General features: G+C 50.9%; 22 protein-coding genes. 19 read left to right on the top strand and 3 right to left on the bottom strand.

Annotation, left to right across the window (positions count from 1 at the left end; all coding sequences use genetic code 11):
• Positions 1-60: 60 nt before the first annotated feature.
• Positions 61-390, top strand: a complete 330-nt coding sequence (locus K7P76_RS21460; RefSeq protein ID WP_232187364.1) for a hypothetical protein — start codon at positions 61-63, stop codon at positions 388-390.
• A 151-nt stretch (positions 391-541) separates the two neighbouring features.
• Here the strand turns inward: K7P76_RS21460 and K7P76_RS21455 are convergent, their stop codons facing one another.
• The gene (locus tag K7P76_RS21455; protein WP_232187363.1) at positions 542-796 is read right to left on the bottom strand and encodes a helix-turn-helix domain-containing protein; all 255 of its coding nucleotides are present in this window, start codon (positions 794-796) and stop codon (positions 542-544) included.
• 383 nt (positions 797-1,179) lie between these two features.
• On the opposite strand from K7P76_RS21455, the gene K7P76_RS21450 reads away from it, so the two are divergent.
• The 11 genes from K7P76_RS21450 (at position 1,180) to K7P76_RS21400 (ending at position 7,929) form a co-directional block, all read left to right on the top strand.
• Complete coding sequence (locus tag K7P76_RS21450; RefSeq protein WP_232187362.1) at positions 1,180-1,362, top strand: hypothetical protein; 183 nt, start codon at positions 1,180-1,182, stop codon at positions 1,360-1,362.
• Positions 1,363-1,534: 172 nt separating this feature from the next.
• Entirely contained in the window at positions 1,535-1,750 is a 216-nt protein-coding gene (locus tag K7P76_RS21445; RefSeq protein ID WP_232187361.1) for a hypothetical protein, read from the top strand.
• Positions 1,751-1,754: 4 nt separating this feature from the next.
• Positions 1,755-1,997, top strand: a complete 243-nt coding sequence (locus K7P76_RS21440) for a hypothetical protein (protein WP_232187360.1) — start codon at positions 1,755-1,757, stop codon at positions 1,995-1,997.
• Positions 1,998-2,010: 13 nt separating this feature from the next.
• Positions 2,011-2,226 carry a hypothetical protein gene (locus K7P76_RS21435; protein WP_232187359.1) on the top strand — a complete coding sequence of 72 codons (216 nt, stop codon included), beginning with the start codon at positions 2,011-2,013 and terminating at the stop codon, positions 2,224-2,226.
• Positions 2,227-2,370: 144 nt separating this feature from the next.
• The gene (locus K7P76_RS21430) at positions 2,371-2,547 is read left to right on the top strand and encodes a hypothetical protein (RefSeq protein ID WP_232187358.1); all 177 of its coding nucleotides are present in this window, start codon (positions 2,371-2,373) and stop codon (positions 2,545-2,547) included.
• Positions 2,544-2,906, top strand: coding sequence for a peptide chain release factor family protein (locus K7P76_RS21425; protein WP_232187357.1), 363 nt, complete (start codon positions 2,544-2,546; stop codon positions 2,904-2,906). Before K7P76_RS21430 ends, K7P76_RS21425 begins: the two co-directional genes overlap by 4 nt.
• Positions 2,903-3,487, top strand: a complete 585-nt coding sequence (locus K7P76_RS21420) for a BC1872 family protein (protein WP_232187356.1) — start codon at positions 2,903-2,905, stop codon at positions 3,485-3,487. The genes K7P76_RS21425 and K7P76_RS21420 overlap by 4 nt, the downstream gene beginning before the upstream one ends.
• A 372-nt stretch (positions 3,488-3,859) precedes the next feature.
• Complete coding sequence (locus tag K7P76_RS33505) at positions 3,860-4,366, top strand: P-loop NTPase family protein (protein ID WP_309244784.1); 507 nt, start codon at positions 3,860-3,862, stop codon at positions 4,364-4,366.
• A 496-nt stretch (positions 4,367-4,862) separates the two neighbouring features.
• On the top strand, positions 4,863-6,224 hold the full coding sequence (locus K7P76_RS21410) for a DnaB-like helicase C-terminal domain-containing protein (protein WP_232187355.1): 1,362 nt from the start codon (positions 4,863-4,865) through the stop codon (positions 6,222-6,224).
• Between the two features lie 132 nt (positions 6,225-6,356).
• A complete protein-coding gene (locus tag K7P76_RS21405; RefSeq protein ID WP_232187354.1) occupies positions 6,357-6,947 on the top strand; it encodes a helix-turn-helix domain-containing protein in 591 nt (196 codons plus the stop codon).
• Positions 6,937-7,929, top strand: a complete 993-nt coding sequence (locus K7P76_RS21400) for a toprim domain-containing protein (RefSeq protein ID WP_232187353.1) — start codon at positions 6,937-6,939, stop codon at positions 7,927-7,929. The genes K7P76_RS21405 and K7P76_RS21400 overlap by 11 nt, the downstream gene beginning before the upstream one ends.
• Positions 7,930-8,008: 79 nt before the next feature.
• Here the strand turns inward: K7P76_RS21400 and K7P76_RS33700 are convergent, their stop codons facing one another.
• On the bottom strand, positions 8,009-8,185 hold the full coding sequence (locus K7P76_RS33700; RefSeq protein WP_373692448.1) for a helix-turn-helix domain-containing protein: 177 nt from the start codon (positions 8,183-8,185) through the stop codon (positions 8,009-8,011).
• Positions 8,186-8,323: 138 nt separating this feature from the next.
• On the opposite strand from K7P76_RS33700, the gene K7P76_RS21395 reads away from it, so the two are divergent.
• The 3 genes from K7P76_RS21395 to K7P76_RS21385 all read left to right on the top strand — a co-directional run bounded on the left by K7P76_RS21395 (position 8,324) and on the right by K7P76_RS21385 (position 9,831).
• The gene (locus K7P76_RS21395) at positions 8,324-8,902 is read left to right on the top strand and encodes a hypothetical protein (protein WP_232187352.1); all 579 of its coding nucleotides are present in this window, start codon (positions 8,324-8,326) and stop codon (positions 8,900-8,902) included.
• A 201-nt stretch (positions 8,903-9,103) separates the two neighbouring features.
• Positions 9,104-9,274, top strand: a complete 171-nt coding sequence (locus K7P76_RS21390; protein ID WP_232187351.1) for a hypothetical protein — start codon at positions 9,104-9,106, stop codon at positions 9,272-9,274.
• A complete protein-coding gene (locus K7P76_RS21385) occupies positions 9,271-9,831 on the top strand; it encodes a hypothetical protein (RefSeq protein ID WP_232187350.1) in 561 nt (186 codons plus the stop codon). The genes K7P76_RS21390 and K7P76_RS21385 overlap by 4 nt, the downstream gene beginning before the upstream one ends.
• A gap of 101 nt (positions 9,832-9,932) precedes the next feature.
• Here the strand turns inward: K7P76_RS21385 and K7P76_RS21380 are convergent, their stop codons facing one another.
• Complete coding sequence (locus tag K7P76_RS21380) at positions 9,933-10,214, bottom strand: hypothetical protein (protein WP_232187349.1); 282 nt, start codon at positions 10,212-10,214, stop codon at positions 9,933-9,935.
• A gap of 176 nt (positions 10,215-10,390) precedes the next feature.
• Here K7P76_RS21380 and K7P76_RS21375 point away from each other — a divergent pair, with 176 nt between their 5' ends.
• From K7P76_RS21375 to K7P76_RS21360, 4 genes are read left to right on the top strand one after another with little or no spacing between them, the layout of a single operon-like run.
• Entirely contained in the window at positions 10,391-11,182 is a 792-nt protein-coding gene (locus K7P76_RS21375; RefSeq protein WP_232187348.1) for a hypothetical protein, read from the top strand.
• Between the two features lie 46 nt (positions 11,183-11,228).
• On the top strand, positions 11,229-11,462 hold the full coding sequence (locus K7P76_RS21370) for a hypothetical protein (protein WP_232187347.1): 234 nt from the start codon (positions 11,229-11,231) through the stop codon (positions 11,460-11,462).
• A complete protein-coding gene (locus K7P76_RS21365; RefSeq protein WP_232187346.1) occupies positions 11,392-12,009 on the top strand; it encodes a PDDEXK-like family protein in 618 nt (205 codons plus the stop codon). Before K7P76_RS21370 ends, K7P76_RS21365 begins: the two co-directional genes overlap by 71 nt.
• Positions 11,996-12,208 carry a hypothetical protein gene (locus K7P76_RS21360; protein WP_232187345.1) on the top strand — a complete coding sequence of 71 codons (213 nt, stop codon included), beginning with the start codon at positions 11,996-11,998 and terminating at the stop codon, positions 12,206-12,208. Before K7P76_RS21365 ends, K7P76_RS21360 begins: the two co-directional genes overlap by 14 nt.
• Positions 12,209-12,218 lie beyond the last annotated feature (10 nt).

Genomic DNA, 12,218 nt, shown 5'->3' with positions numbered 1-12,218 from the left:
TCGAGCGATGTCGAACGTTGTCGTACGGTTGCCACTAAATAATAACGGGAGGTTAGCGTAATGGCTGCGAAAAAGACGATTAGGAAAGCGGTATGTAACGTATGCGGAGAACAGGCTAACGCGTGGTACGTCGGGGGTAAACATAGTTGCGGAGGAAAGTACGAAGCTGCAGATGTAGCGAAGGAGGTTATAACCGGTGAATTTACGTTCGTGCGATCGTACGGTAATGTCGTTTATCTACGCCATGTCGAAACGGAGCGCGACGTAAAAATTTATACGGTTGATCTTCTGAAGGTGCTCGCGGGAAGGACGATCGGGTTGTTAACACTTACGGAATCTAAACGCGGCGATCAGCCGTGTTGGAAGGCGGAGGAGGCGGCGGGCGCTTAACGAAGCGGCAACGAGCGGCGGTGTAGTAGTTTCCTGCGTCGGTAAACGGTATAGCGCGGAGGCTTTAGCGTCTACCTGGCGCGGGAAACATTACGCGAGCTTCCGGCGATGTGGAACGACGAGGGAGGAACGGGAGGGGGTGTGGGTTGTCTCAGAATAAGTCGTCGAGACTAGCGGTAATTAAACTTTTCACCGGACGAACATCGGTTAAGCCGAGAAGGTAGTCGGAGGTAACTTTGAAGTAATTAGCTAGCTGGATTACCTGTAGGTGATCTATTGTCTGTTCATCAGATTCAATCCGCTGAACCGAACGAGTTGTCTTATAATTCAAATATTCGGTAAGCTCGCGTTGTGTTACTCCTTTTTCTTCTCTAAGTTCTTTGATTCTTGCACCGAGAGTTGCCAAAAAATAAAACCTCCTAAAAGTGTTGACACGACATTATTATACGTGTATATTTATGTCACGTCATAAAAATACGTGTAAACCACGTGCACGTATTCTGATGACCGAATTATACCACAACAACGAACCAACCGATATCCCCGCAATAAACATCGCACTCCATTCGCCGCACAACGTAATCCCCATACGCAAGTCGACGCTCCCCGCGTCCGCACGGCCTTCGCAATAAAATCACCGCACGAAAACCTCCGCTTAAAACGTCACGGTTAGACGGACGCCCCACGTCCTCATCCGCAGACAGCCACGCCGACCCCCGGATGGCAAGCGCGAGGCTATTCGTGTTCTCGCGCAAATGAGACGATAAATTAACGAAAGAGTGACGTGATATGGACGCGAAAACGGTCGAAGAATTTATCCGCGAATGGTACTCGGTTAACGATTGGTTACCGCGGCAAATTCTCCAGTTAATAAACGGTGGAGTCCGCACTAAGACGGAGAATGATACGTTTTACATTTACGATGAAGAGTGGCAACGCTGGCTTACGGTTGCACTGAAAATACGGAGGTGACGAAAAATATGCGGAATTATATCGACTTGCCGAATGGAACCGGCCTGCGCGTAATGAGTCCGGAGTTGAAGGTGGATATCGAAGAGGCGGGCGTTAGTTTCCGAGAATTGCGAAAATTGAGACGCAGGATGACGAAATTTATACAATTATTGAATCGGAGAAGTCCGGGCGGTTGTATGCGGAGCCTGTGGAAAAACCTGAAATCATGGCGGTGTTGTTTTTCGTTATTGACGACGAAGGAACTGCGGTGGGTTATACGACGGACGAAGCGTTAGCAAAACGTTATTGCGATGAAGAGAATCGCAAGACCTACCCGTTCACATACGGTTACGGAGTACATTTTGTACCTGTTGAACCGATGAAATTCGATAATCATACGGAGGTATAGTGCGATGGAAATTACGAGATTCAACGGTTACGGCTGGCGGTTTGTCTTTCGGAAAATTACCGTATTGAAAACGAAGTCTTACGGTGCGAAGCGGATTAAACTTTCGTGGAATAAAGGCGCGGGCTATATCGGAGGCTTCACGGTACATTTCCGCTTTTCCGGGTACGACCGTTCCGTTAACGCGGTTCACTGGTTCCGCAAAGCGCCAATTATCGGTATTACACGTAACGCAAATCGGTGGACTTAGGAGGTTACGCAAAATGAACGCATTATTAACGCAAGTAAACGTTAGGAAATCACCTTCCATATCCGCTCGTATCAACGCTGGCCGCCGTCTCAAAACGGTACGCGATACGGGTGCCGCAGATCATATCGGAGGTTTCGGCGAATTCGTCGCCATAGCGGGCTACTCGCGGCAGCACGCGGACCGACTGATCCGTTTCGCGGAGTTGGTAAGCGGAGGAAGCGCTCGATGATTGAACGCACATTAGCAGAGCGCGTCCGCTTCTATACACGTAAATCCGCCCGGTGGAGTGCGATGCCTGTACGATGGCCCCGGCGCACACTTCGTTATAAGCGGCTTATTGCGTACAAAAACGAAATTGAGCGGAGGTACGGAGATGAACGTAAACGAACGAGTATCTGATTACGCAACGTGTAGCTACGTCTCCGACTTCACTAATATACCGCCGCGCATGTTCTTGGAGCTCGCGGAGATGGCGGAGGCTAACGGAAACGACCGGATGCGGCGCGTATGGATCGCGAATTATTTGAGGGTAACGGGGGCGAACGTATGAGCGATCGTAAACCGCTATTTTCCGTAACACTCGCGGATTGCCGCGTCGACACATTCAGATCCGGTGGTCCGGGCGGCCAGCATCAGAATAAGACGGAGTCCGGCGTCCGCATCACGCACATTAAATCGGGCGCGGTCGGTGAGTCACGTGAGGGCCGGAGCCAGCACGATAATAAGCGGACGGCTTTCCGTAGAATGGCGGAGAGCGCCGTATTCCGAAAGTGGCAACGGTTAGAGGCCGCTCGTGCTACCGGCCGCTTAGCGGAGATAGAGCGCGAAGTGGACCGCACGATGCATCCGGGAAATATACGAGTCGAGGCGCAAGTAGACGGAAAATGGACGGAGGAGAGCGAGAGATGATGCATATTGAAAAAGCGTTGACTACCGAATCGATTTCGTGCCCTGCGTGCGGACAGATTAACGTTATGAACATTTGGGGCGGTAAGTTTCCGAAAGTAGCGTGGTACAAATGTTCGTTTTGCGGAAGCACTCCGACAAGGGCGGAATGGCTTGCAAACCACGGAAGCGAACATATGACACGCGAAGAGATAATCGCGAAGTGGGCGGAAATGACGCCGCGTGAACGTGACGCGTGGGTGGCGGAGGCTGTTTTCGGCTACTCAGCGAAGGTTAACCACGACTCTCGCCGCGTTGAGTGGTATGCGAGGAATCCGGTAAATGGCGGAATGACCGCGCGACCTTTCGAGGAGTTGCCGAATTACACAACGAACATTGCCGTAGCTTGGACAGTCGTTGATAGGATGAGTAGCGAGGGGTTTCCGTTTGTGGCGGATAATAACCATTACGAGGGAAAATACTCCGTTGGATTTTATTCCGATGATGTTACACTTTCGGATAGCGGGCACAAATCTACCGCGTCAGAAGCGATATGTCTCGCGGCAATCATCACGAAATGTGAACGAAATGTGACGACGAAGTAAACTTACGTTTGAATCGTCGTTCAAAATTAAACGCCCTTGGAAGTATGAATTTCCCGTGATACGATATTATTGAGGAGGTGAACGAAGCTGACTACGGAAGTTAAAACGGCCGCACCGCACTCTTCCCGTTGTATACTCCGCGATCCTTGTTCCGCTGCCGATACCGAAGCTTGCTCGCGAATATGTCCGTCATATATCGCGCTTCACGGACTCAACGGTGCTGGCGGACGAGTAGGAGCTGCGAATGTCCCGACGGCGTATAACACGCTGACGTTGGCAAAGAACCCGGCACGCGAATCTCAATTGACCGTTTTTGTGGCGCTGGAGGAATACGTCGCAACGTTTACAAGACAGTTTGATAGTGGGTCCTCCGTGCCAGTTAAATCGCTTTACCTTTACTCCGCGACGCCCGGCACCGGAAAGACGACGACAGCGGCCGCGCTCCTTAACGAGTGGCTCACGGTGAATTATATCGGATCGCTTCAACGCAACAGGCAAGCGGATGAACGACCGGCATATTTCCTCGACGTCAACGCATGGCAAACGGATTATAACGCGTTCAACCGGCCGCGTGTTCCTGACGAGATCGCCGCGCCTGCAGCCGCCCGCTATTACGCGGCTCAACGTATCGCGCAGACCGTTCCGTTCCTAGTAGCGGACGATCTCGGAGTACGTGACGCATCCGAGGCATTCCGCGCCGATCTTCATACGGTGATAAATGCGCGGGTTGCCGCAGAATTACCGACCGTATATACTTCGAACATTCCGTTAGCGGAGTTAGGATCGTTATTCGACCGGAGGCTAGCCGATCGTGTGCGGGATTTATGCGTAGAGTTTACGTTCGTAGGCGAGTCGAAGCGCGGATTAAGAAATGCGTAAAACTGCGTGAGAGCGAGAACGGACGAGTATGAGGGAGAACACGGGTCTAAACATCCGGGAATTTACGTAGTCGAAAACCGTTATTAAAGTGGTATATACCGACATCAAGTAGAAAAGAATCGTACTGAAACCGATGAAAACCGCACCAAAACGGAATTCTCGCAACCATTAATTGTATAAGCTAAATCGCCGAATTTGGCGTTCGACGGGAATAGGTCACCGGAATATACTACAGAGAAGAATAATTCGAGCAATCTTAAGAAATAACGAGAACGAGCGAGTTCGTCTGATTTATAAGATAAATTGTAAGATATTTCTGCTCATGAAACAAAGTCCTTACGTCAAACGGCGTGGGCGATTTCGCAACATTAAAATGGTCTAGACCGATTAATACCGTGTCACATACCTAGACGAAAATATCTTACAGCGATTTTGACGGAATTTGCGCCTTTACCGGAATTATCCATCGCAACTATACTACGGAGGTGATCACGAATTGTCCGTAACTGAAACGTTAATAAGTAAAATCGTCGACGCGAACGATATCCCCGCGTTAGATCGATTCGGCATCCAACGCGAGCATCTTTTAACGGAAACCGAACGCAAGTCATACGATTTCTTACGCAAGTATTCTGCGGAGAATCAAGGTAACGCGCCAAGTTACGCTGTTCTCATTCAAAACGTGCCAGACTTCGTTTATATACCGAATGTGACCGATTCATACGAATATTTATCGCGTCAAATTAAGGAATCCTACGGTAAACGGAGCATCGGCGAGTTTCTTAACGACGGGAGCGGAGAGATCGCCCGTAAATATGCAGAAATCGGGAAAACCGCTACGCTAGACGAGTTTATTTCGCTTTTGACGGGGAAGTTTTCAGAGATTACAATAGGAACAAACGTTCCTGTTTCGCCGGGTAAATCGTTGCTTGAAATCAGCCAAGAATTCCGTGCTGAATACGAGAAACGTAAGGCGGGCAAGTCGTTCAAACTATGGCGCACACCGTTCGCATCGCTCAACGAATCTATTGGCGGTTTGTACTCCGGAGATATTTACGGAATCATGGCGGAGTCGGGGCGCGGCAAAACGTATTTATCCGAGGTTATCACGGACGAGCTATTGCGGCAGGGGGCGCGCGTTCTCGTTAAATCGTACGAGGTGAAATCATATCCGTGGGTATCGCGTTTGATATCGATAATCACGGCGCGAGAAGGCGCTGTCTCACACGCTGACATAGCGCAAAAAGTCGGCTTACCGAACAAGGCGATATTATCCGGCAATTTGGAAGGCGACATCGAAACGTATTTCTTCGACGTATTGGCCGCGCTGAACGAATACTATCCGGGAACTCTCTATCTGCAGGCGAAGTCGGACGCCGGCTTAACGCGAACACTTGCTGACTTGGACCGCGAGTTACACATGACGGAGCTCGACGCAGTTATTATCGATGCATTTTATAATCTCGATGATTGCTACGGTAGAAACGCGAATAAGACGGCAGGGGGCGCGGCCGAACAAGCAGCACGTAAACTCGAACGGATTATCGGCGAGCACGATGTTGTCGGAATCTATACGGTTCAAGCCCATACTGAGCGTCAGGAAACGGAGGAGGGCGAGCACCGAACGCTCAAGTTACCGCAACGCGATCAGATGAAAACTACGAAGGCGCTACTCGAGATTACAACGAATCTATTTACGTTTGATGCCGTTAACGGTAACGGAAGGCTCGGCGTGGATAAAGGGCGGAATGGTGGCGAAGGATTCACGGTCGAACTCGTAGCGTTAATGGATTACGGAGTTTTACGCGAGCTACCGACGGGTACAGAAGCGGCGGCGCAATTCGTTGGAAACTTCTGATGTGTAGAACATACGCTACGATTTAAGTAATTAATTATCGCGAGAGGATAATTATTATTTACAAAGGAAAAAACAAAGGATATAATTTACATTATCACAGTTAGATAATATTTTTCCTTGGAGGAGATTGTAATGAGCAGTAAAGTTGGCGATTACATTCGCCAAAAAAGAAAGCTAAAATATCCGGGATTAAAGGAGTTCGCGGAGGCAACGGACGTTAGTGTCTCACAACTGAGTAAAATTGAGCGTGGAGAAAGCCACCCTACTACAGAAACCCTTGATAAAATTTCGGTTGCACTTGACGATGACAAACATACCTTACGATTATTAGCGGGAATAGGAACCGAAGAATCGATAAAATCATATTTAATATCCTCCAATTATGACAGTGTTCTGGACTCTATTGTGTCAGCAGTCCCAACATCTGAGCCTGAAACTAAAACGTATATACAATTCACTTCGAGATTATCCCGATTAAATAAAGACGAAGTCCGCGAAGACCAAGGCGATTACTACACCAACAGGCTAAGAGATTTTTTACTCAAAGGTAGTATTGGTTCAAGACTATTTAAGGAAACAGTATTAGGTTTTTTAGAAAAAATGGAAGGTGATTTATTTAATGGGGAAGAGATTGAACTACTTGCCGATGAAATAACCGATTTCTACAAAGTTCGTCGGAAGGCTTTGTCTAGGACTAAAGCGAGGCGTAATCATGAAGATTGATGTACGCGCCGAACTCGCCGACTTCCCGTGGATCCGCGCAACTTGGTCGGACACACGTTTAATCGCGGCTAGTCCGTGGCGCTATGACCGTCAGCCTTCGTTCTACGTCATCCTCGACGAAGATGATCCGGCCTACGGTTCGTGGGGCGATAGTGGCGCTGATGATCCGGAGTTCCAACGTGGCGGCATCGTTCGGCTTCTCGCCTTCCTACGTGATGAGACGATTGGTGAAACGCTCGAGTATCTCCGCGATAAGTACGGCGGCCACGGCGAAGAAAAATCGGACGAGCTCGCGTTGAATCTTCCGAAACTGTATGTGCCAGACAAGCCGCGAGTTACCCGGATAGATAGCGCAATTCTCGACGCGTACCGGTTTCGGTCACCATACCTGGGATCGCGCGGTATATCGGAGGAAGTCCAACGATTGATGTCGATCGGATACGACCGGCAGCGTCGGGCGGTTACAATTCCGTGGTTCAATGCGGACGGATCGCTCGGTAACGTTAAGTACCGCCGAACCGATAGCAAGACGTTTTGGTACGAACGAGGAGGCCGCCCAATTCGCGAAATGGTTTACGGAATTAACATCACGTATGAACGAAAACTTAAGCGGGCAGCTATTGTTGAGGCCGAAGTTGATGCGCTGACTCTTATGAGCGCGGGAATCTTCGCAATCGCAACGGGCGGCACAGCGCTTAACCGGGAGAAGGCGGAGTTAATTCTGCGGTCACCTATCGAAGAGTTAATGTTGTTTCGGGACAGAGATGCCGCCGGCCGCGCGTGGCGTAACCGAATCGTAGCGGAGTTAAAGGGCGCGATAGACTTGCGAGTGGCTAACGTGGCGAGGCCGTATAAGGACGTTAACGAGTGGGCTTGCGCCGTGAATTGCGGGGCTTGCGCGGTGGATGAGGAGCCGATCCGGAGGTCGTGCGAACGCGCGAGGGCTGTACGGAAATTGGCGAATTTCCAGTTAATTACGTAGATGTTAACGGGTGCGAGGGATATTATGTAAATATCGGTAAATTCCACGATCGTAGAACTCGCGGCAGGCCGTGCTCTTACTACGGCTTCCACTCGTATAGTTCGCGGGGATGTACGCCGAGAGCGTCCGCAACAGCAACCGCAACAGCTAACGGCATATTGGCGGTACGTCCCGTAGTGTATGACGATAACGTACCCTCATCGATATCAGCAAGTATAGCGAGGTCACGTTGACTCCATCCGCGAGTCTTGAGCAAATCCGGAATAAGGCAGCGGCCGACCGCTTTCCCATCGGTGCGCCTCCGTTATGAAATTAATAAATTAATCTTACCACAATGTCCCAATCTGTGAATAGTCAGCGGGTATACAGAGTGGAAGCAAAGAGGAGGCAGTAAATGAACGATAACCAACTAAATAGCTTAGCTGTAAAGGCCGGCGCAGGGTGTGAGGAATCAATGAACGATCTCCTCCGGTACTTTATCCCGATCGTAGAACGAATGGGACAAGCGGTATGGTATCTCCTACGCGATGAAAGCTCGTTCTCTAACGAGTGTTACCGAAAACTGCCGAATGTGGCCGCAAGGTTTGATCCGGAAGGTGGGCGAACGTTCCGCAACTATGCGATACATAAACTTAAGGGAATACGGAGCACGCACATCAAACGACGATCAATTCAACGCGATAAACTAACGTCGATGGAAGCCTTGACGGGCGGAAATGCGGACGGTAAGAAACAATATCAATTCCGAGATGAGTTGGCGCTTGTCGATGACGGATTGATAACGAATGAAAAAATCGCCCTCTTGGCGGAGGACGATTCTCGGAAATTGGCGGTTCTAAGCGCATGGTCGAACGGTGATTATAACGATTCGCATACCGCGTCAATCTTGGCGGAAAGACACGGAGGAAATGCAGAATCACACCGTAAGTTTATCACACGTTTCAGAACCACATGTCGCGGGCAATTGGCATAACCCGGACACTTTAATTATAACATATGTAGTTTAACCACGCTGACCGTAGTTGAAACGTTGTTCCGGCGGTCAGGCACGACGTCGGAACCCGCACTAACCAGTATAACCGATTAACTCGTTTTTATACGGGCTTCTTACGTAAGCAATTATAACGCGATCGAATCCGGTTGTCAATAACTGATATCTAACGGAGGTCTAACGATGTATTCACGAACTTATATACGTTCTACTACCGAAGCAGTTTCGTTTATCAAACGGAATTTCACGGAAATTAACGAAAATTACACGCAGTACGAAGGCGCCGCGGACAGCAACGATGATGAAGCGGATTACAGCGCGGCCATTTCGGTGAAGGCGGTGCGTATCGCATGATTCTAGATCCCCGGGCCGGCACGCATTTCACCGGTAAAATCTTCGTTGTCCCTCACGCATTAGATCGCGCCGTCGAGTATTTCGGCGTCGACCGTGCTCAAGCGCCAATGCACGTAATGGATCTGCTGCGTAAATCCGCGCTACTCGATCCGGATGTTATCGCGGAAGACGGTAATCGCGGACGGCTGTTCGTATATAAGCGTACCGCGTTCATTGTAGCTCCGAACGAGGATACGGTTATCACACTGTACCCGCAACAGACGGCGGCGGCTGCGGTCATTGACGGAGTTCAACGCGTACTCCATGCGGCTCTGCGGACGGCGCAGCGTAAGGAAGCACGGGAAATCAAACGATTAAACGTGAGGAAAGCGGAATTAGCGGTCGAACGCGCTGAATGCGAGTTGAGGCGTATTAAAACAACTAGCGTTAGGGTCGTGGCGCAAATGGACGAAAGGTTAACGGAGATTAACGAAGAAATCGCGGAGATTGATACACTGATCTACGAGGCGAAGCGCGAAAAGACGACGTTGGCGAAAGGATTGTGCGCTTATATTTGAGGCACGGACGTACGGGAGTCCAACGATTCCCGCGTCGGCTAGGCGGTATTAACGAAGTAGGCGGGACGGAATGATCCGACCGGCTGAAGGTGGCGGACGCGTCAATCGTTATTACCGTCTAGCGGGCGTAAAAACCCGGACAGGTACGGAATAGCCGCGAAGGAGAGTACGCCGGTTGCTGTGAAGTTGCCGGGGCCGCGTAACGCCTGTCGTAAAAACGGAGGGAGCCGCGAACCAATGGCGGACATGGAGCCGTCAACGCGTAAAGTAGCGTCATGCTTACGGTTGGATTCGTACGATACGTCGTTCGAACGTAATGCGCCGTTAACGCGCCCCGTATGTGCTATGCCGAAGAGTAAGTCGCAAAGGAACGGAGTCGACACGTTCCCGAGCGCAATCCTTCCGAAAAATCTAGCGTAATGATTGCGGAGTGCTATCGCCGCGCCATTACGGTTCGCTTCGGGCGGTCAGCGGATTCCTTCCCGGGAGGACGTTAACGTGGCCGTGAAGTAGCGTAAGATCGACCGCCCAATCAATATAAAACGAGGAGTGTTGCGGATTGTCATTGTTCACGAAGAAGGGTGAAGCGGCAGCGCAAGCAAGCGCGGATAACGGAGGTGGCGCGGAAAGTCCGATCGTATCGTTTAAGTCCGGTACATCGCTTAAAGTCGGCGTCAAATCCGTTAACGATGTCGCGGAATATTACGGGTACGGAATTTATAAACGCGTTAATACTTTCGTACCTCAAAACGCGGCCGTACGTAATTCCCGCGGTTATATCGAATCGAATCCGTCCGTATGGGACCGCGCTGCAGACGTACTTTATGCCGACGCCAAAGCTGCGGAAGAGGCGGGCGCAAGCGAAGCGGACGTTAAGCCGATCAAAGACGAAGCGTACCTGTACCGCGGCAAGAAACGCTATCTCCGCGCTTTCTACGACTTAGCGACCGGTAAAGACATCGTCGTCGACTTGAGTCCGAAGCAGGAGACGCAGATTAAAGCGGTCATCGAGAAATACGCGAAGAAGCTCGGTACGATTGCGTTCGAGCTCGGTAAAACGGGTACGTCCACGAACGCCGCCGTCGCGCTAAGTCCTATCATCGATATGGCAGAGGATCTAACGGACGCTGAACGTGCTAATTTCGCGAAGCTTGGCGCGGTACCGTTCGATCTGGAATCGTTCGAAACGTGCTTGTACGTAGCGGATGACGCCGAGCAAACGAAGAACCTCGTTATCGCCGGTTTCGATATCGGACGACTCGGCTTATCGATCGGCGCGAGCGTGGTTCAAGTACCGGATGACTCCGTACCGATTCCGCCGGATTCCGCTGCGCCTCCGGTGAATTTCTAATGTCGGTTCGTTTTTCCGGAAGTAATCCATAAAAGGAGGCGTTAATTTGCTCAGAATATTGACGAAGATTAAACGCATTAATCGCGCTTCTGAACGTTCAATCGGCAAGTTCATGAAAACCGCGAACACGCTCGAGAAGCAGAACGCTCAACTCGACGGAGCGCTCTCCGCCATCGACGTAAAAATTGCGGAGTTGAACGAGCTCAAGATTGCCGCAGCCTTCCGTAAGGACGAGAACGTCGGCATCATCGGGCGTATCGGTCGGGTCATTCGCGGATGAGCTGCGCAACGTTAGAGAAGCCGCAAGTATCAGCGGGTGGGGGCGGCCAAAAACCGCCTTTCACCGTAAAAGTCGCCGCACCAAGCGGAGACAACGGAAGGGAGCGATTCAGACGGCACATATTACGGAAATAGTCGGCAAGTACGCGGAGCTTATCGCGAAGGCAGCCTTAATCGCGTCGGGATGGACGGTTCATACGGCGGCAACGGACGAGGCTTACGATATCCTCGCGACGGACCCGCTGAGCGGCGCCCACGTTAAGGTACAGGTTAAGACGATTCGGAAGCGCTCCGACCGCGGCGGTGACCTCGTTATCTACGCGAAGAAAAACAACGGAACCATATACGACCGATCCGACGCTGACTATATCGTTGGTGTATGGGCGGACGACGGGGAGAGCCCGCGCGTATTCATGCTTGAGAACCGTTTGCTCGGCGAGTATTGGGCATCCGAGGCACGCGCTGCCGAACGGTGGGTCGAATTGTCAATCGCGCTAGACCGGTCGGTATACGCAATACAATCGGAGCCCGCCGATGTTGCCGCATAGTGACGCGCAGGATGCCCGCGCCGTTTCGACGTGCGCGTGGTGTCACCGCGAAATCTACGCGGGCAGTGAGGTCAAACGTATAGATGATAGCGCGGAGTTTGTTCACGCGGGATTTCGCGAGGATTGTGCGGAGAAGTACGCGGCGGAACGAGTATACGACCGATCCGGAATTATAGACGAAAACGGAGACGTAATATAAACGAGGAGAT

This window comes from Cohnella silvisoli (assembly GCF_021190915.1).
GTDB classification, from domain to species: Bacteria; Bacillota; Bacilli; order Paenibacillales; family Paenibacillaceae; genus Cohnella; species Cohnella silvisoli.
This window is presented reverse-complemented; position numbering and strand designations above follow the sequence as displayed.

Excerpts from the sequence above, each read along its gene's own strand:
- K7P76_RS21460 (WP_232187364.1), top strand. The coding sequence starts at position 61 with ATGGCTGCGAAAAAGACGATTAGGAAAGCGGTATGTAACGTATGCGGA.
- K7P76_RS21440 (WP_232187360.1), top strand. The coding sequence starts at position 1,755 with ATGGAAATTACGAGATTCAACGGTTACGGCTGGCGGTTTGTCTTTCGG.
- K7P76_RS21360 (WP_232187345.1), top strand. The coding sequence starts at position 11,996 with ATGTTGCCGCATAGTGACGCGCAGGATGCCCGCGCCGTTTCGACGTGC.
- K7P76_RS21390 (WP_232187351.1), top strand. The coding sequence starts at position 9,104 with ATGTATTCACGAACTTATATACGTTCTACTACCGAAGCAGTTTCGTTT.
- K7P76_RS21400 (WP_232187353.1), top strand. The coding sequence starts at position 6,937 with ATGAAGATTGATGTACGCGCCGAACTCGCCGACTTCCCGTGGATCCGC.
- K7P76_RS21395 (WP_232187352.1), top strand. The coding sequence starts at position 8,324 with ATGAACGATAACCAACTAAATAGCTTAGCTGTAAAGGCCGGCGCAGGG.
- K7P76_RS21425 (WP_232187357.1), top strand. The coding sequence starts at position 2,544 with ATGAGCGATCGTAAACCGCTATTTTCCGTAACACTCGCGGATTGCCGC.
- K7P76_RS21435 (WP_232187359.1), top strand. The coding sequence starts at position 2,011 with ATGAACGCATTATTAACGCAAGTAAACGTTAGGAAATCACCTTCCATA.
- K7P76_RS21405 (WP_232187354.1), top strand. The coding sequence starts at position 6,357 with ATGAGCAGTAAAGTTGGCGATTACATTCGCCAAAAAAGAAAGCTAAAA.
- K7P76_RS21430 (WP_232187358.1), top strand. The coding sequence starts at position 2,371 with ATGAACGTAAACGAACGAGTATCTGATTACGCAACGTGTAGCTACGTC.
- K7P76_RS21385 (WP_232187350.1), top strand. The coding sequence starts at position 9,271 with ATGATTCTAGATCCCCGGGCCGGCACGCATTTCACCGGTAAAATCTTC.
- K7P76_RS21450 (WP_232187362.1), top strand. The coding sequence starts at position 1,180 with ATGGACGCGAAAACGGTCGAAGAATTTATCCGCGAATGGTACTCGGTT.
- K7P76_RS21420 (WP_232187356.1), top strand. The coding sequence starts at position 2,903 with ATGATGCATATTGAAAAAGCGTTGACTACCGAATCGATTTCGTGCCCT.